The organism is Pseudomonas sp. GW821-FHT07F05, from assembly GCF_059418765.1.
In genome coordinates, this window is record NZ_JBWKQL010000002.1 from 247,817 (window position 1) to 265,499 (window position 17,683).

Consider the following 17,683-nt stretch of genomic DNA (forward strand, 5'->3'; position numbering starts at 1 on the left):
TGCAACGGCCCATCGCTCGATCCATTTGCTATGATGCGCGCCATCGAAAAGGCAGATCACTGTCGAACCCTCTTCATTAGCCTGAAGACGCAACACCCGACCGAACCCAGACCCGAAAAGGGCATAAAAAAAAGACCCGGCCATAAGCCGGGTCAAAAACCGTGATTAGCCTGATGAGGAGATAATCCGGAAGCCGACCTAAGGCTTCTGGGTTACCAACCAGTCTCGCGACCGGTTGCGCTCAATAATAATCATTCCCATTTGAGAGTCAATGCTTTTTTCGCCCGCCGGTGAAAAGAGTTTTTCTGCGTGGGCGATCTTTGCCTGCGCCTCAGTCACTTGGCACCTCAGTCAATCGGCAATTCTGTCGTGCGCTTCACCACACTCATCGCGATGTTCGAATGCGCCTCCTGCACATGGGGGCTTTGCAGCAGGTGGTCGCGCAGAAAACGCTCGTAGCTGGCGATGTCCTGCACGACGACTTTGAGCAAGAAATCCATGTCCCCGGCCATGGTGTAGCACTCCAGCACTTCGCGAAATCCGGTGATCGCCTCCTCGAACTCCGTCAGGTACTTGCGCCCGTGCCCGGACAGCTTGACGTCGACGAACACGGTCATGGTCAGCCCGAGCTTGGCCGGGTTGAGCAAGGCGACCTTGCGCTCGATGATGCCTTCTTCTTCCAGGCGATTGATGCGCCGCCAACAGGGCGATTGCGAGAGTTCGACACGCTCGGCGATCTCGGCGGCGGAGAGATTGGCGTCGTGTTGCAACAGACGGAGGATCTTGCGATCGATGGGGCTGAGCTTGACCTGCATGAATTGACCCTTTTTTATTCTTGAACGGGAACGGGCATGCACGATATGAGCAGATTCGCGCCGATTTAGGAAGAAAAAGCCTGTATCGGGCAGGCAATATTTTGTCTGTGACCGTTGGGCTGAACCGTCCTGACGGCGAGGCGCTCGTAAGGCTGCAAACGCCGCTGGCGCCGCATTCAAAACGCACTAATAAAAATAAAGGAGTGCCTGAATGTCCCTGGCTGATATTCGTCTGGACGATAAGTACCGACTCGCAACCGGCAATCTGTACCTGACCGGAACCCAGGCGCTGACCCGCCTGCCGATGCTGCAGAAGCAGCGCGACGAAGCCCGCGGGCTCAACACCGCCGGGTTCATCTCGGGCTATCGCGGCTCGCCGTTGGGCAACCTCGACAAGAGCCTGTGGGACGCCAAGGAATATCTCCAGCAGAACGCCATTCATTTCCAGCCCGGCGTCAACGAAGAGCTCGCCGCGACGGCGGTCTGGGGCAGTCAGCAAGTCAATCTGTTCCCCCACGGCAAATATGACGGCGTCTTCGCCCTTTGGTACGGTAAAGGCCCGGGCGTTGACCGCTGCGGCGACGTGTTCAAGCACGGTAATTCGGCCGGCGTCGCTGAAAAGGGCGGCGTGCTGATCCTCGCCGGCGACGACCATGGCTGCAAATCCTCGACCATCGCGCACCAGAGCGAACACGCCTTCATCGCTTCGATGATTCCGGTGCTGAACCCCAGCAACGTCCAGGAAATCCTCGATTACGGCATCATCGGCTGGGAGCTTTCGCGCTACAGCGGGTGCTGGGTGGCGATGAAGACCATCGCCGAAAACGTCGATTCCTCGGCCGTGGTCGAAGTCGATCCGCTGCGCATCCAGACGCAGATCCCCGAAGACTTCCAGATCCCCGAAGGCGGCCTGCACATTCGCTGGCCCGACCCGCCCCTCGCTCAAGAGGCGCGTCTTAATACCTACAAGATCTACGCCGCCCGCGCGTTTGCCCGGGCCAACAATCTCAACAAAGTGGTGATCGATTCGCCGCAGCCGCGTCTGGGCATCATCACCACCGGCAAGTCTTACCTCGATGTGCGTCAGGCCCTGGAAGAACTGGGTATCGACGAGGACCTGTGCGCGTCGGTGGGCATTCGCGTGCTCAAGGTCGGCATGAGCTGGCCGCTGGAGCCGGTGTCGGTGCACGGCTTCGCGGAAGGGCTGGATGAAATCCTGGTGGTCGAGGAAAAACGCAGCGTGATCGAGGACCAGCTGACCGGCCAGCTGTACAACTGGCCGGTGGATCAGCGTCCTCGCGTGGTCGGTGAATTCGATGAAGAAGGCCGTTCGCTGCTGCCGAACCTGGCTGAACTGACCCCGGCAATGATCGCCCGGGTCATCGCCAAACGCCTTGCGCCGATTTACAGCAGCCCGAAAATCGACGCGCGCCTGCAATTTCTGGCCGACAAGGAAAAGGCCCTTGCCGCGCCGCTGTTCAACACCCAGCGCACCCCGCATTTCTGCTCGGGCTGCCCCCACAACACCTCGACCCGTGTGCCGGAGGGCAGTCGCGCCCTGGCCGGGATCGGCTGCCATTACATGACCATCTGGATGGACCGGGAAACCGAGACGTTCACCCAGATGGGCGGCGAGGGCGTGACCTGGATCGGACAGGCGCCGTTCACCGAAACCCCCCACGTGTTCCAGAACCTGGGTGACGGCACCTATTTTCACTCCGGGCATCTGGCGCTGCGGGCGGCGGTCGCTTCGAAGGTCAACATCACCTACAAGATCCTCTACAACGACGCCGTCGCGATGACCGGAGGCCAGCCCATCGATGGCGTGCTGCGGGTGGATCAACTGAGCCGCCAGGTGTTCAACGAAGGCGTGCAGCGCATTGCGCTGGTGTCGGATGAACCGGAGAAATACCCGAGCCGCGAGCAGTTCGCGCCGATTACTACCTTCCACCACCGTAGCGACCTCGACGCCGTGCAGCGCGAGTTGCGTGAGTTCAAAGGCGTGTCGGTGATCATCTACGACCAGACCTGCGCCACTGAGAAACGCCGTCGCCGCAAACGCGGGACGATGGTGGATCTGGACAAGCGCGCCATCATCAACCCGGCCGTGTGCGAGGGCTGCGGCGATTGTGGCGTCAAATCGGGCTGTCTGTCGGTGCTGCCGAAGGAAACCCCGGAAGGCCGCAAGCGCGAAATCGACCAGAGCGCGTGCAACAAGGACTTCAGCTGCGTCGAAGGCTTCTGCCCGAGCTTCGTCACGGTGCATGGCGGCAAGCTGCGCAAGCCACAGTTGCCCAAGCAGGCTCAGGCGTTCGCTGAACTGCCGCAACCGACACTGCCGAGCCTTGCTGAGCCGTACAACATTTTGCTGCCGGGTGTGGGTGGCACGGGCGTGACCACCGTTGGCGCGATGCTGGGTTATGCGGCCAATCTGGAAGGCAAGGGCTGCAGCGTGCTAGACCAGGCCGGTCTGGCTCAGAAGTTCGGCCCGGTGGTCAGCCACATCCGTATCGCCGCGCGGCAGGAAGACCTGTTCGCCGTGCGCATCGCCGCCGGTGAGGCGCATCTGCTGCTGGGTTGCGACCTGCTGGTGGCGTCGGGGCCCGATGCGATCGCCAAGCTCAACAGCGCGAAAACCCATGCGGTGATCAACAGTCAGCAGACTCCGACCGCTGAATTCACTCGCAATCCCGACGCCGAGTTCCCGGCTGAAGCGATGATGCAGACCATCCGCGAAGCCGTCGGCGCCGAGAAAACGCACTTTGTGCAGGCGACGGACCTGGCGACCAAATTGATGGGCGACAGCATTGCCAGCAACCTCTTTATGCTGGGTTATGCCTTTCAGCTGGGGCTGATTCCGTTGACCTCTGCCGCCATTGAAAAAGCCATCGAGCTGAATGGCGTGGCGGTCAATCTGAACCAGCAAGCGTTTCTATGGGGGCGTCGTGCGGCGTTTGACCTGACGGCAGTGCAAGCGGCGGCCAATCCGCAGACCCAGCCAACGCCGGACCCAGAGCACTTGACCCTGGAAGAGCGAGTGACCCGCAACGTCCACGGCTTGATCGCCTACCAGAATGGCGCGCTGAGCGAGCGTTACCTGACGCTGGTGAATCGGGTGCGGGATGCCGAAGCGCGGCTGTTCCCCGGCCAGCCGCCTGCGTTGACCGAGGCGGTGGCGTTTAATTACTTCAAGCTCCTGGCCTACAAGGACGAGTACGAAGTGGCGCGGCTGTACAGCAATGGCGACTTCACCCGTCAGCTTGAAGCGCAGTTCGAAGGCGATTACCGCATCGAGTTTCACCTGGCGCCGTCCTGGCTGGCCAAGCGCGACCCGAACAACGGCACCCCGCGCAAACGCAGTTTCGGGCCGTGGATGTTGAAGGCCTTCGACGTCCTGGCACGGTTCAAATTCCTGCGCGGCACAGTGCTCGATCCGTTCGGCCGCAGCGTCGAGCGTCGACAGGAGCGTGAGTTGATTGATGCCTATGTTGGCGACATCGAGCTGATCCTTGGCCACCTCAGTGCGAGCAACCGCCATACCGCGCTGAGTCTGGCGCGGCTTCCGGAACGCATTCGCGGTTATGGTCACGTCAAGGAAAGCGCGATGAAAGCAGCGGCATTGCAGGCGGCGCGTATGCGCCAGAGCCTGGTCAGTGGCGAGGTTGAAGTGCTGAAGTTGTATGAAGTAGCGGCGTAACGAATGGGAGGAGGTCGTTCAGGCCTTCTCTGATCGAACTGGATGCATCGCTTAGTAGGACCGGCTTCAGCCGGGAAGAGGCCAGTGTGCGCACCCTCAATGTTGCGGTGTGCCGACTGCCGCTTTCCCGGCTAAAGCCGGTCCTACATTTGCGTTCGCACACAATCTCATTGGACACACGAATCGTTGTAGGACCGGCTTTAGCCGGGAAGGGGCCATTGTGAACGCCATCGATTTTGCGGTGCGCCACCTGACGTCTTCCCGGCTAAAGCCGGTCCTACATTCGCGTTCACGCCCGATCCCACCGGGGTTTTGACATTTATTCAGCGGCCAACTCCACCAGCACTGTCCCTTCCTTGACCATCTCGCCTTCGGCGCAACAGAGCGCTGCGACGGTCCCCGCCGTGTTCGCGCGGATGCTGTGTTCCATTTTCATCGCTTCCAGGACCACCAGCGGTGTACCGACTTGCACCTGTTCGCCCACGCTGACCAACACCCGAACGATGCTGCCATTCATGGGCGCGGTGAGGCCGCCCTGGTGCCCGTGGCTGGAATCCACTTCGGCAATCGGGTCAACCTGTTGAATGGCGTGTATGTCGCCCTGCCATTGCAGGTAAAGCGTGTCGGCCCGACGAATTGCAATCGTCTGGTGACGCACCCCGTCCCGCTCGATCAACAGGCGCTCGCCGTTCAGCCGAACGCCTTGCTGCGAGTCACCACGCAGCACGATGCTCCGGGTTTCGGCGCCACACGCCAGGTGCAACGTCATTTCGCCAGGACCGCCGAGGCGCAGGCCGTTGGTGGTTGACCAGGGTGAATGGGCGTCGTCGGTTCTGACCGCCACTGGCGCGGTGCTCAGGTAAGCCCGCGCCGCCAGTTGCCAGAACGCCTCCGTCAAACCCTCAGCCGCTGGCAGCAGCTCCTCCTGATAGCGAGGGATAAACCCGGTGTCCAGTTCCGCTTCAGCGAAAGCCGGGTGCGCGATGATCCGGCGCAGAAACGCAAGATTGGTGCGCAGGCCGCCGATGGCGAATTCCTCCAACATCGCCAGCAGCCGCAGACGCGCTTGTTCGCGGGTCTCCCCCCAGGCGATCAGTTTGCCGAGCATCGGGTCGTAGAACGGCGAAACCTCGTCACCTTCCGCCACACCGCTGTCCACGCGACGTCCCGGCCCCTCAGTTGATTCGCGATACAGCGACAGCGTTCCGGTCGCAGGGAGAAAGTCGTTGGCCGGGTCTTCGGCATACAGTCGCACTTCAATCGCGTGGCCGTTGAGGGGGACCTCGGCCTGAGTGATCGGCAGCGGCTCGCCCTGGGCCACTCGAATCTGCCAGGCCACCAGGTCCAGCCCGGTGATCGCCTCGGTCACCGGGTGCTCGACTTGCAGGCGCGTGTTCATTTCCATGAAGAAGAAATCCCCACGGGCGTCCAGCAGAAACTCCACCGTGCCCGCGCCGACGTAGCCGATCGCCTGGGCCGCGCGCACAGCCGCTTCGCCCATGGCCTGACGCATCTGCGGTGTCAAGCCCGGTGCGGGGGCTTCTTCGACGACTTTCTGGTGACGGCGTTGGATCGAGCAGTCGCGCTCGTTGAGGTACAGGCAGTGGCCGTGCTGGTCAGCGAATACTTGAATCTCCACGTGGCGCGGCTTGAGCACGTACTTTTCGACGAGCATGCGCGAATCGCCGAACGACGACTGCGCCTCACGTTGTGCCGAGGCCAGCGCTTCGGCCAGGTCCTCGTCGCGCTCAACCACCTTCATGCCCTTGCCGCCACCGCCAGCCGTGGCTTTGAGCAGCACCGGGTAGCCGATGCGGGCGGACGCTTCGCGGAAGGTTGCGGCGTCTTGCGCATCGCCGTGATAGCCGGGCACCAGCGGCACGCCAGCGGTTTCCATCAGCGATTTGGCCGCCGATTTGCTGCCCATGGCGTCAATGGCCGACGCAGGGGGGCCGAGGAAGATCAGGCCTGCCTGCTCGACCGCGCGGGCAAAGCCTGCGTTTTCCGAGAGAAACCCATAACCGGGGTGGATGGCCTGGGCGCCACTGGCCTTGGCGGCTGCAATCAGCTTGTCGCTCTGCAGATAGCTCTCGCTGGCCTTGCTGCCGCCGAGGTTCACCGCGATGTCAGCCTCACGGACGTGCCGCGCGTTGCTGTCCGTGGCGCTGTGCACGGCAACGGTGGTCAGGCCCATGGCCTTGGCCGTGCGCATGACTCGGCAGGCGATTTCGCCCCGGTTCGCGATCAGCACCGAATTAAGCGGTTGTGTGTGGGGGACGCTCATCAGTGCGACTCTCCTTGTGGGGCTCGCAGGGCTTGTGGTGTTTGAGACAGCGTGCCGGGTTCGCCGCGCCAGGCCGGTTCGCGCTTTTGCAGAAACGCGCGCAGACCCTCCTGGCCTTCGGCGCTGACGCGAATGCGCGCAATGGCGTTCTCGCAATAACGGCGCAGGGCAGGGGTCAGCTCACCGTCGGCAACTTCACGCAGCAGGTCTTTGCTGACGCGCATGGCCTGGGGGCTGTTGAGCAGCAGGTTGGCGATCCAGTGTTCCAGGTGCTGCTCAAGCTCGGCGGCGGGGTAACACTCGGCCAGCAGGCCGATTTCCCGCGCCCGGGTGCCGTCGAAGCGTTCGGCGGTCAGGGCATAGCGTCGCGCGTGACGTTCGCCGATGGCTTGCACCACGAACGGGCTGATCACCGCCGGGGCGAGCCCGATCTTCACTTCCGAGAGGCAGAACTGCGCGTCTTCAGCGCCGATGGCCATGTCGCAACAACTGATCAGGCCCAGTGCGCCGCCATAAGCAGCGCCTTGCACCACGGCGAGGGTCGGCGCCTTGAACTTGGCGAGGTTGTACATCAACTCGCCCAGCTCCCGGGCGTCGCCCAGGTTGGTGTTGTAATCGAGGTTGGCCGACTCCTGCATCCAGGCCAAGTCGGCGCCGGCGCTGAAGTGCCGGCCGCGTCCGCGCAACAGCAGAAAACGCAGGCTGTCGTCCCGCTGCAACTGGTCGAGGGCGATGATCAGCTCGCGAATCATCTGCGCGTTGAAGGCGTTGTTTTTCTCCGGCCGGTTGAGCCAGAGCGTGGCGAACCCTCGTGGGTCGAGGGCGATGTCGAGGGTGGCGAAATCATTCATGGGGCGATTCTCTCGGGTCACATCCGGAACACGCCGAAGCGGGTCGGTTCGATGGCGGCGTTGAGCGAGGCGCTGATGGCCAGGCCGAGAATGTCGCGGGTCTGCGCGGGGTCGATGACACCGTCGTCCCACAGCCGGGCGCTGGAATACCAGGGGTGCCCCTGATGCTCGTACTGATCGAGGATCGGCTGGCGCAACGCGGCTTCCTCCTCGACGCTGAAGGTCTGGCCGCTGCGTTCGGCCTGCTCGCGCTTGACCTGCACCAGCACGCCGGCGGCCTGTTCGCCGCCCATGACGCCGATCCGCGCGTTGGGCCACATCCACAGAAAGCGCGGGTCGTAGGCGCGGCCGCACATGCCGTAGTTCCCCGCGCCAAAGCTGCCGCCGATGATCACCGTGAACTTTGGCACCTTCGCGCAGGCGACGGCGGTGACCAGCTTGGCGCCGTGCTTGGCGATGCCGCCGGCCTCGTACTTCTGGCCAACCATGAAGCCGGTGATGTTCTGCAGAAACAACAGCGGAATGCCGCGCTGGCAGGCCAGTTCGATGAAGTGCGCGCCTTTCTGCGCGGCTTCGGCGAAGAGGATGCCGTTGTTGGCGAGGATGGCGATCGGGTAACCGTGCAGGTGGGCGAAGCCGCAGACCAGCGTGGTCCCGAACAGCGCCTTGAATTCATCGAACACCGAACCGTCCACCAGACGCGCGATGACTTCGCGCACGTCGAACGGCTGCTTGGCGTCTGCCGGGATCACGCCGTACAGCTCGTCATCGGCATACAGCGGCGCCTGGGGTGGGCGGGTCTGCAACTGGCCGAGCTTGCGCCAGTTCAGGTTGGCCACGCAGCGTCGTGCCAGCGCCAACGCATGGTCGTCGCTGTCGGCGTAGTGATCGGCCACCCCCGAAACCTTGCAGTGCACGTCGGCGCCGCCGAGGTCTTCGGCGCTGACCACTTCGCCCGTGGCGGCTTTCACCAGCGGCGGCCCGGCGAGAAAGATCGTCGCCTGCTCGCGGACCATGATGGTTTCGTCGGCCATGGCCGGCACATAGGCGCCGCCGGCAGTGCAGGAGCCCATGACCACCGCGATCTGGGCGATGCCCTCGGCGCTCATGTTGGCCTGGTTGAAAAAGATCCTGCCGAAGTGCTCGCGGTCCGGGAACACCTCGTCCTGGCGCGGCAGGTTGGCGCCGCCGGAGTCCACCAGGTAGATGCACGGCAGGCGGTTCTGCTGGGCGATGGTCTGGGCGCGCAGGTGTTTTTTCACCGTCAGCGGGTAATACGTGCCGCCTTTCACCGTCGCGTCGTTGGCGATGATCATGCATTCGACGCCTTCGACCCGGCCAATGCCGGCGATCAGCCCTGCAGCCGGGACGTCTTCGCCGTACACGTCATGGGCGGCGAGCTGGCTGAGTTCGAGGAAGGGCGAACCGAGGTCGAGCAGGCGATTGATTCGCTCCCGGGGCAACAATTTGCCCCGGGAGGTATGGCGTTCCTGAGCTTTGGCACCGCCGCCGCGCTGAACGTGGTCGAGCAGGCTGTGCAGCGCGTCGAGCTGCGTGCGCATGGCGTCGCTGTTGGCAGCGAATTCCGGCGAACGCGGGTTGATCTGGGTGTGCAGAGTGGTCATGGGGCCTCCGGAGCGGTCAGCGGGTTTCGTTGAACAGCTCACGCCCGATCAGCATGCGGCGGATCTCGCTGGTGCCGGCGCCGATCTCGTAGAGCTTGGCGTCGCGCAGCAGTCGTCCGGCCGGGAATTCGTTGATGTAGCCGTTGCCGCCGAGAATCTGGATGGTGTCGAGGGCAAACTGTGTCGCCCGTTCGGCGGCGTAGAGGATCACCCCGGCGGCGTCCTTGCGCGTGGTCTCGCCGCGCTCGCAGGCCTGGGCCACGGCGTACAGGTAGGCGCGGCTGGCGTTGAGCTGGGTGTACATGTCGGCGACCTTGCCCTGGATCAGCTGGAACTCGCCGATGCTCTGGCCGAACTGTTTGCGGTCGTGAATGTAGGGCAGCACCACGTCCATGCAGGCTTGCATGATCCCGACCGGCCCGCCGGAGAGCACGACACGCTCGTAATCCAGGCCGCTCATCAGCACCTTCACGCCACCGTTCAGCGCACCGAGCAGGTTTTCTTCCGGCACCTCGACGTCATCGAAGAACAGCTCGCAGGTGTTGGAGCCGCGCATGCCGAGCTTGTCGAACTTGTTGCCCCGCGAGAAGCCGTGCCAGTCGCGCTCGACGATGAACGCGCTGATGCCGTGGGCACCTTTCTCCAGGTCGGTCTTGGCGTAGATCACGTAGGTATTGGCGTCAGGGCCGTTGGTGATCCAGGTCTTGCTGCCGTTGAGGACGAAGCGGTCGCCCCGTCGGTCGGCGCGCAGCTTCATCGACACCACGTCGGAACCGGCGTTGGGTTCGCTCATCGCCAAAGCGCCGACGTGCTCGCCGCTGATCAGTTTGGGCAGGTAGCGGGCTTTCTGTTCGGGCGTGCCGTTGCGATTGATCTGGTTGACGCAGAGATTGGAATGGGCGCCGTAGGACAACGCTGCGGAGGCGGAGCCCCGGCTGATTTCTTCCATGGCGATGACATGGGCCAGATAGCCAAGGCCCGCGCCGCCGTATTGCTCATCGACGGTGATGCCCAGCAGACCCATGTCGCCGAATTTGCGCCACATGTCGGCGGGGAAGAGGTTGTCTTTGTCGATCTGTGCAGCGCGCGGGGCGAGCTCGGCAGCGACGAAGGCGCGCACCTGGTCGCGCAGCATGTCGAGGGTTTCGCCGAGGCCGAAGTTGAGCGTGGGGTAATTCATGAACTGCATCCCGTGTTGTTATTGGAGGGCTGTCAGGGGGGGGAAGATGATGTGCACCTTTACGTTAACGTAAGCCTGCGGTCATGCTGATGTCAACGGGAACGAGGCATTGGCCCGGGGGATAACGGAAGGGGGAGAGGTTTACAAATGCCGGATAGCACGAAGGGGAGCCTGGGCTCCCCTTCAAGTTCGATTGCATGCTCGTTTTTATTGTCAGGTGGCCTGTTGTTGTTTTTGTCAGCCAGCCTCTTTTGCTTTTCTGAGCGACCCCCAAACGGGGCCAAGAGCAAACGTATTTTTTTGAGCGCTGATCCGCTTCGATCTTTCGATCCGACTCGTCTGGTAGCTGCCTGAACGCAGTTTTATTGTTCTCAGTCCGGTCATGAGGCCAGGGCCTCAAGTAGAGCGATCCACTCCAAAAAAATCAGTTAGCTGCGTCTCTGTCCGTGTTGTTCTTGTTATGTCAGAGCCGATACGTCTTGTTTTTATTGGGTTATTGCATTTGTTATTTTTGTTGTACGTAAGACATAGCAGAAGCCATGCCAACTTTAGGAAAGTCCCGGTTTTCGGGGTTTTGCGGACTCCACCGGCCTGGATTCACTGTTGAATCTGTCGCCAGGTGTTTCCGTGTTACCCGTTTCCCTGAACGCGATTGCGGGCAGGGTAACACTGTGTGACAACTTGTCGCACATCAGGCCGACAGACGTGCTCTTGCCACCCGCGAGCCGTTCGCCCGTCCGAGGGTCTCGCTGATGCGCTGGCCTGCTGCGATGAGCTTGTCCAGATCGATACCGGTCTCGATGCCGAGGCCGTTCAGCAGGTAAACCACGTCCTCGCTGGCCACGTTGCCGGTTGCGCCTTTGGCGTAAGGGCAGCCGCCGAGGCCGGCCACGGAACTGTCGAACACCTGAATGCCTTCCAGCAGGCTGGCGTAAATATTGGCCAGCGCCTGGCCATAGGTGTCGTGGAAATGCCCGGCCAGTTTGCCGCGGGGGATCTGCCCGGCGACCACGTCGAACAGCGTGCGGGTGGCCCCCGGCGTGCCGGTGCCGATGGTGTCGCCAAGGGACACCTCGTAGCAGCCCATGGCGAACAGCTCGTTGGCGACTGCCGCCACTTGCTTCGGCGCAATGTCCCCTTCATAGGGGCAACCGAGCACGCAGGACACGTAGCCGCGAACGCTGATGCCGTGCAGGCGCGCGGCTTCCATGATCGGCAGGAAGCGGTCCAGGCTTTCGCTGATCGAGCAGTTGATGTTGCGTTGGGAGAACGATTCCGATGCGGCGGCGAATACGGCCACTTCTTTCACGCCAGCAGCAAGGGCGTCTTCGAACCCCCGCAAGTTAGGCGCCAGTGCGGCGTAGGTCACGCCGTCCCTGCGCTGGATGCCGGCGAACAGTTCGGCGGAGCCGGCCATCTGGGGCACCCATTTCGGCGAAACGAAACTGCCCGCTTCGATATAGCTGACACCGGCGTCGGCCAAGTCATGCACCAGCTGCAGTTTGTCGCTGACGCTAACGGGGCGGGATTCGTTCTGCAGACCATCCCGAGGGCCGACTTCGACCAGACGCACACGCTGAGGGAGAGACATATCGGCATCGTTCCTGAGAGGTTTTACTTGAGGTTATTGGGTTATCTGGTTGAATCAGCTGGACATTTCCAGCGCGGCTTTGCAGCGTTCTTCAGCGGTGTCGAGCTCCAGCTGCATTTGCTGAATGTCCAGGAGCTGCTGATCCAGTTGAGCGCGACGCTCGGCGATTTTCTCGAGCATGGTGCTCAACTGTTTGTGATTGCCCCCAGTGGGATCGTACAGACCGATGAGGTCGCGGCACTCGGCCAGGGAAAAACCGATGCGTTTGCCGCGAAGGATGAGTTTGAGGGTGACCTTGTCACGGGGGGAGTAAATACGCTCCTGCCCGCGGCGTTCGGGGCTGAGCATGCCTTGTTCTTCGTAGAAACGGATGGTGCGGGTGGTGATGTCCAGCTCGCGGGCAAGGTCGGAGATGCTGTAGGTGGTAGCGGTCATGGCAGTGCTCGATACGGAAGGCATGGGCGTAACGTAAGTTGGGCTTTACGTTAACGTCAAGCGGCGTCATCAAACACTGGACAGCTTTTGCCAATCGTAGGACCGCGTTTTGAATGTAGGACCGCGTGCACCCGTTGCTACTGGCTGGAACACCAAATTGTAAGACCGCGTGCATCCGTTGCTACTGGCCGGAACCCAAAGGTCTACTTCACCGCTGCTTCAAGGGTTTTGCCCAGCTTGCGCTCCTGCGCGGTCACCAACTGGCAAAGCTCGATAATCTGCTCGCGCATCCAGCGGTTCGCCGGGTCCTGGTCGGTGCTTTCGTGCCAGTACAGGTGCGTCTCCACGGTTGGCACGTCGTTCACCGGCAGATACACAAAATGCAGGTCGTTGCGCCGGGCGAAGCGCTCGGGAACGGTCATGACCATGTCGGTCTGCTGTAGCACTTGCGAGGCCATCAGGTAATGCTGCGAACGCAACGCGACCTTGCGCTGAATGCCCATTTTCCCCAGTGCCAGATCCACGTAACCCAAGCCACTGCGTCGGCTGGAAATATGAATGTGCGCAACGCCAAGGTAGTCATCCAGGCTGATGGCGTCCTTGTTCGCCAGCGGATGGCCGCGGCGCATGGCGCACACATAGTGGTCTTCCATCAGCTTGACGTGGCGCACCTGCGGGTCGGTGTTCAACGGCGCGTCCACCGCGAAATCCAGCCGGCCGGCCGCGAGTTCCTTCGTCGTCTCCCGGCGTTTGGACAGAAAGCTTTCAATGGTCACGGCCGGCGCCAGACGCCGCAGCCGCTGGAACAGCGCGGGCAGGATCACCGCCTCGGTGAGGTCGGTCATGCTGATGCGGTAGTTCTTGTTGGCCTGCAGCGGATTGAAGATCCGGCTCTCCTGCACCGACACCCGCAGCAACGAGAGGGCATTGCGCACCGGGCCGATGATGTTCTGCGCCATGGGCGTGGGCACCATGCCCTGGGCGGTGCGCACGAACAGCGGGTCGTTGAAGGTTTCGCGAAGGCGCGACAGGGCGTTGGACACGGCAGGCTGGGTAATGCCGACGATCTGGCCGGCGCGGGTCAGGTTGGCTTCCGTGTAGATGGCGTCAAACACAATAAAGAGATTGAGATCGACCTTGCTCAGGTTCATTGCTGTGCGCCTCGTGCAGTTCTTGTTGTTTGGAATGCGCCGAATCATATATCGGTTATGAATGTTTATACACGCCGAGAATAGGTTAGATAAATGGGGGGCGCTGTTCTAGCATCGGATCACGACCTGACAACACCTCATAGAAGGCAGCAGCCCCATGGATTTCGCTTATTCCCCCAAGGTTCAGGAACTGCGCGAGCGCGTGACCGCCTTCATGGACACCTACGTGTACCCGGCCGAGCCGGTGTTCGAGCGTCAAGTGGCCGAAGGCGATCGCTGGCAGCCCACGGCGATCATGGAGGAGCTCAAGGTGAAGGCGAAGGCCGAGGGGTTGTGGAACCTGTTCCTGCCGGAATCCGAACTCGGGGCAGGGCTGTCGAACCTCGAGTACGCGCCGCTGGCGGAGATCATGGGCCGCTCGCTGCTGGGCCCGGAGCCGTTCAACTGTTCCGCGCCGGACACCGGCAATATGGAAGTGCTGGTGCGCTATGCCAATGACGCGCAAAAGGAGCGGTGGCTGGAACCCTTGCTGCGCGGCGAGATTCGCTCGGCGTTTGCGATGACCGAACCCGACGTGGCGTCCTCGGATGCCACCAACATGGCTGCGACCGCCGTACGCGATGGCGATGAGTGGGTCATCAACGGACGCAAGTGGTGGACCTCCGGCGCCTGTGACCCGCGCTGCAAGATCATGGTCTTCATGGGCCTGAGCAACCCGGACGGCCCCCGTCACCAGCAGCATTCGATGATTCTGGTACCGACCGACGCGGCGGGGGTGAAGATCGTCCGTCCGCTGCCGGTGTTCGGCTACGACGATGCACCCCACGGTCACGCCGAAGTGCTGTTTGAAAATGTACGCGTGCCGTACGAAAACGTCCTGCTGGGTGAAGGGCGCGGGTTCGAAATCGCCCAGGGTCGTCTGGGCCCGGGCAGGATTCACCACTGCATGCGTTCGGTCGGCATGGCGGAACGCGCGCTGGAATTGATGTGCAAACGCTCGGTTCAGCGCACCGCGTTTGGACGGCCATTGGCGCGACTGGGGGGCAACATCGACAAGATCGCCGACTCGCGCATGGAAATCGACATGGCGCGCCTGCTGACCCTGAAGGCCGCCTACATGATGGACACCGTGGGCAACAAGGTGGCAAAAAGCGAGATCGCGCAAATCAAGGTGGTTGCACCGAACGTTGCGTTGCGGGTAATCGACCGGGCGATCCAGATGCACGGCGGTGCGGGGGTGTCCGGCGATTTCCCGTTGGCCTATATGTACGCCATGCAGCGCACCCTGCGCCTGGCCGATGGTCCGGACGAAGTGCACCGCGCGGCCATTGGGAAGTTTGAGATCGGCAAGTATGTGCCGAAGGAGTTGATGCGCGGCGAGCATCGGTGATCGATGGGCGGAGTCGCCAGCGAGCAGGGTTTTATCCAGCGCGGCGGCACCGCAAATTCTTCTGATGATAAGCAATTTGTGGGAGCGAGCTTGCTCGCGAAGAAGTCGGTGAATCTTTCAAATTTTCAGCGCCTGAAATGCCTTCTTCGTGAGCAAGCTCACTCCCACATAGACCCCGTTCGCAGCGCGATTGCGGAGCTATCCCACGACAGGATAGTGAATGGTTTGCACAGTAGCTGCGTGCCTCAACCGCCTCACTCCACCCAAACCTCGACCCGGCGGTTCTTGATTCGGCCTTCATCGCCATCATTGGCCGCCACCGGCATTTCGTCGCCAAACCCGCGCACGTCACGCAGCACCACCTGATGTTTCAGCAGCTCCCGGCGCACCGCCATGGCGCGCAGTTTTGACAGCAATTGCGCCCGCGCGGGATCGCTCTTGGCATCGCCAAATCCCGCCAGCGTCACCTTCTGATCCAGCTTGTCATGGGCCTTCAGGTACTCGACCACGCGCTTGAGATCGAGCATCGCCTTGGTGTCCAGCGTCGCGCTGCCCTGGGCGAAACGGAAATTCACCGACAGCCGCTCGGCCTCCCGCGCCAGATTCTGATACTCCAGCGGCATCTGTGCCGTCGCCCTCACTTTCACCGCCTGAACCGTCTGCGCCACAAACCCGTTCTGCGCGACGATAGACTGGCCGTGGGGACTCTGGGCGAACCGCACCAGCGCCTTGGCCCAGCGCTGCCTCGAGTCGGGCGGCAGGTAGAAATACAGACGGCGCGACAGCGGATAGTCTTCGGTAGCAATCAGGCTGACCGTGGGCAGCATCGGTTTTGACTCACCGTCGATGATCGCCACGGCGTTTGCCTGGCGAATATAGGGCAGGCCGATGAAGCCGATGCCCTGACGGTCCTGACTGACCTGGTCGGACAGTTCCTCACTGGACTCGAAGCGCCTGACCTCCTTCGACAGTGTCTTGGCGGACTTGGCCAGCACCAACTCGTTGAAGGTGTCGAACGTGCCGGACTGTTGATCCCGTGCGTATAAATGGATAGCCCCGGCCGGGCCACCCAGTTGCTCCCAGTCGCGGATCTCGCCGGAAAAGATTTTCGCCAGTTCCGCCGTACTCAGCTCCCGCAGCGGGTTGCCGGGGTGAAGAATCACTGCCACGCCGTCGATGGCGATCACCTGCTCGGCCTCATGACTGCGCAGATCGCCCAGGGCCGCCAGCTCGATAGCCTCGTTGTTCTTGATCGGTCGTGAGGATGCCGCCACATCGGCCAACCCGTCCTTCAGCGCCGCAAACCCGGTGCTCGATCCATGGGCAGCGATGTCGATGCTAACGTTCTGGCCCGAGGGCAATTGGGCGGTAATGCGCAGTTCGTTGGGGTGCGGGCCCGGTTGTTCCTGTATCGATTGCGCACCTTGCTGCGCGAGCAAGCCTTTGACCAGCGCCGGCCCTAGCTGCGCGCCAATCGTGTTCGAGCCCTGAATGCGCAAGGCGGGCGAGCCGTCAGTCGGCGCCGGAAGCGTAGCCGCGCCTGCGTTTACCGAGAGGGCGGCGGCAAGGAGTGAAGAGAGGACAAGAAAAACGCGAGTGCGCAGCATGTGCGGCATCTTTATATGAGCTGAGGTGGCCGGAGAATAAGACAGGCGGATGACGGCCAGATGACAGATCGCGGGTTCGTGCGCGTTGGAGGAGCAAGCCGCATGCAGGGCGCCATGCGGCTCATCATTCAATGATTCGGTTATTCCAGCTCAAGCCAGATCGGCGCGTGGTCGGACGGCTTGTCCATGGAGCGCAGGTGATAATCCACGCCGGCTCCCTTGATGCGCGGTTGCAGGCCGTGGGACGCGAGGATCAGGTCGATGCGCAGGCCGCGCTTGGGCTCGTCTTCAAAACCGCGACTGCGGTAATCGAACCAGCTGAATTGATCGACCACTTCCGGGTACAGGTGGCGGAAGCTGTCCACCAGGCCCCAGTTCTTGAGTTTGGCGAGCCACTCGCGCTCCTCCGGCAGGAAGCTGCACTTGCCGGTTTTAAGCCAGCGCTTGGCGTTGTCGGCGCCAATGCCGATGTCGCTGTCTTCCGGAGAGATGTTGACGTCGCCCATCACCACCAGCGGCTGGTCATTGCTGAATTTCGTTTCCAGCAGGTTCTGCAGATCTGCATAGAAGCGCAGCTTCGCCGGGAATTTGGTCGGGTGATCACGGCTTTCGCCCTGTGGGAAATAGCCGTTCATGACTGTCACCGGATTACCGTTGCGATCGGCGAATGTGCCCCAGATGAAGCGGCGCTGGGCGTCTCCGTCGTCGTTGTCGAAGCCCTTGTGAATTGACAGCGGCGGCTGACGGGAGAGCAGGGCGACGCCGTAATGACCCTTCTGGCCGTGGAAATGCACGTGGTAGCCCAGCGCTTCGATATCGGCCTGGGGGAATTGCTCGTCGGAGACCTTGGTTTCCTGCAAGCCAATGACGTCGGGCTGATGTTTCTCGATCAACGCCGCCAGTTGGTGCGGTCGGGCGCGAAGGCCGTTGATATTAAAAGACACAAGTTTCATGGGCGGCGCTCCTGGCAGCTCCTTGCAAATACAAACGGCGATGCTAGCCGACCTGCCCGGTGACGGCCAGCGCCCGGTTCGCTCGGCTGCATTGGAACCGGGGG

The 17,683-nt window shown here is 62.1% G+C and carries 12 protein-coding genes; 2 read left to right on the forward strand and 10 right to left on the reverse strand.

The window, feature by feature from the left end; translation table 11 throughout:
- Positions 1-347: 347 nt before the first annotated feature.
- On the reverse strand, positions 348-815 hold the full coding sequence (locus AC07RO_RS05370) for an Lrp/AsnC family transcriptional regulator (RefSeq protein ID WP_065990584.1): 468 nt from the start codon (positions 813-815) through the stop codon (positions 348-350).
- Positions 816-1,026: 211 nt separating this feature from the next.
- Between AC07RO_RS05370 and AC07RO_RS05375 the strand changes: the two genes are divergently transcribed.
- Positions 1,027-4,512: an indolepyruvate ferredoxin oxidoreductase family protein gene (locus AC07RO_RS05375; RefSeq protein ID WP_495085465.1), complete on the forward strand. Its 3,486-nt coding sequence runs from the start codon at positions 1,027-1,029 to the stop codon at positions 4,510-4,512.
- 319 nt (positions 4,513-4,831) lie between these two features.
- Here the strand turns inward: AC07RO_RS05375 and AC07RO_RS05380 are convergent, their stop codons facing one another.
- The 7 genes from AC07RO_RS05380 to AC07RO_RS05410 all read right to left on the reverse strand — a co-directional run bounded on the left by AC07RO_RS05380 (position 4,832) and on the right by AC07RO_RS05410 (position 13,629).
- The gene (locus tag AC07RO_RS05380; protein WP_495085466.1) at positions 4,832-6,796 is read right to left on the reverse strand and encodes an acetyl/propionyl/methylcrotonyl-CoA carboxylase subunit alpha; all 1,965 of its coding nucleotides are present in this window, start codon (positions 6,794-6,796) and stop codon (positions 4,832-4,834) included.
- Positions 6,796-7,647, reverse strand: coding sequence for a gamma-carboxygeranoyl-CoA hydratase (locus tag AC07RO_RS05385; RefSeq protein WP_463581731.1), 852 nt, complete (start codon positions 7,645-7,647; stop codon positions 6,796-6,798). Before AC07RO_RS05385 ends, AC07RO_RS05380 begins: the two co-directional genes overlap by 1 nt.
- Positions 7,648-7,664: 17 nt before the next feature.
- Positions 7,665-9,272, reverse strand: a complete 1,608-nt coding sequence (locus AC07RO_RS05390) for a carboxyl transferase domain-containing protein (protein WP_495085467.1) — start codon at positions 9,270-9,272, stop codon at positions 7,665-7,667.
- Between the two features lie 16 nt (positions 9,273-9,288).
- On the reverse strand, positions 9,289-10,452 hold the full coding sequence (locus AC07RO_RS05395) for an isovaleryl-CoA dehydrogenase (protein WP_065990591.1): 1,164 nt from the start codon (positions 10,450-10,452) through the stop codon (positions 9,289-9,291).
- Between the two features lie 691 nt (positions 10,453-11,143).
- Positions 11,144-12,043: a hydroxymethylglutaryl-CoA lyase gene (locus AC07RO_RS05400; protein ID WP_495085468.1), complete on the reverse strand. Its 900-nt coding sequence runs from the start codon at positions 12,041-12,043 to the stop codon at positions 11,144-11,146.
- A 54-nt stretch (positions 12,044-12,097) separates the two neighbouring features.
- Positions 12,098-12,478: a MerR family transcriptional regulator gene (locus tag AC07RO_RS05405; protein WP_192173909.1), complete on the reverse strand. Its 381-nt coding sequence runs from the start codon at positions 12,476-12,478 to the stop codon at positions 12,098-12,100.
- 203 nt (positions 12,479-12,681) lie between these two features.
- Positions 12,682-13,629: a LysR family transcriptional regulator gene (locus tag AC07RO_RS05410; protein ID WP_133775085.1), complete on the reverse strand. Its 948-nt coding sequence runs from the start codon at positions 13,627-13,629 to the stop codon at positions 12,682-12,684.
- A gap of 157 nt (positions 13,630-13,786) precedes the next feature.
- On the opposite strand from AC07RO_RS05410, the gene AC07RO_RS05415 reads away from it, so the two are divergent.
- Positions 13,787-15,019: an acyl-CoA dehydrogenase gene (locus AC07RO_RS05415; protein WP_495085469.1), complete on the forward strand. Its 1,233-nt coding sequence runs from the start codon at positions 13,787-13,789 to the stop codon at positions 15,017-15,019.
- A gap of 254 nt (positions 15,020-15,273) precedes the next feature.
- Here AC07RO_RS05415 and AC07RO_RS05420 read toward each other — a convergent pair whose 3' ends face one another.
- Both AC07RO_RS05420 and xthA read right to left on the reverse strand, forming a co-directional pair.
- Positions 15,274-16,626 carry a substrate-binding domain-containing protein gene (locus AC07RO_RS05420; protein WP_495085470.1) on the reverse strand — a complete coding sequence of 451 codons (1,353 nt, stop codon included), beginning with the start codon at positions 16,624-16,626 and terminating at the stop codon, positions 15,274-15,276.
- Between the two features lie 140 nt (positions 16,627-16,766).
- Positions 16,767-17,579 carry an exodeoxyribonuclease III gene (gene xthA, locus AC07RO_RS05425; protein ID WP_495085471.1) on the reverse strand — a complete coding sequence of 271 codons (813 nt, stop codon included), beginning with the start codon at positions 17,577-17,579 and terminating at the stop codon, positions 16,767-16,769.
- Positions 17,580-17,683 lie beyond the last annotated feature (104 nt).

Coding starts and splice junctions, on each gene's coding strand:
- AC07RO_RS05395 (WP_065990591.1), bottom strand. CDS start 10,452: ATGAATTACCCCACGCTCAACTTCGGCCTCGGCGAAACCCTCGACATG.
- AC07RO_RS05390 (WP_495085467.1), bottom strand. CDS start 9,272: ATGACCACTCTGCACACCCAGATCAACCCGCGTTCGCCGGAATTCGCT.
- AC07RO_RS05400 (WP_495085468.1), bottom strand. CDS start 12,043: ATGTCTCTCCCTCAGCGTGTGCGTCTGGTCGAAGTCGGCCCTCGGGAT.
- AC07RO_RS05385 (WP_463581731.1), bottom strand. CDS start 7,647: ATGAATGATTTCGCCACCCTCGACATCGCCCTCGACCCACGAGGGTTC.
- AC07RO_RS05410 (WP_133775085.1), bottom strand. CDS start 13,629: ATGAACCTGAGCAAGGTCGATCTCAATCTCTTTATTGTGTTTGACGCC.
- AC07RO_RS05405 (WP_192173909.1), bottom strand. CDS start 12,478: ATGACCGCTACCACCTACAGCATCTCCGACCTTGCCCGCGAGCTGGAC.
- AC07RO_RS05380 (WP_495085466.1), bottom strand. CDS start 6,796: ATGAGCGTCCCCCACACACAACCGCTTAATTCGGTGCTGATCGCGAAC.
- xthA (WP_495085471.1), bottom strand. CDS start 17,579: ATGAAACTTGTGTCTTTTAATATCAACGGCCTTCGCGCCCGACCGCAC.
- AC07RO_RS05420 (WP_495085470.1), bottom strand. CDS start 16,626: ATGCTGCGCACTCGCGTTTTTCTTGTCCTCTCTTCACTCCTTGCCGCC.
- AC07RO_RS05370 (WP_065990584.1), bottom strand. CDS start 815: ATGCAGGTCAAGCTCAGCCCCATCGATCGCAAGATCCTCCGTCTGTTG.
- AC07RO_RS05375 (WP_495085465.1), top strand. CDS start 1,027: ATGTCCCTGGCTGATATTCGTCTGGACGATAAGTACCGACTCGCAACC.
- AC07RO_RS05415 (WP_495085469.1), top strand. CDS start 13,787: ATGGATTTCGCTTATTCCCCCAAGGTTCAGGAACTGCGCGAGCGCGTG.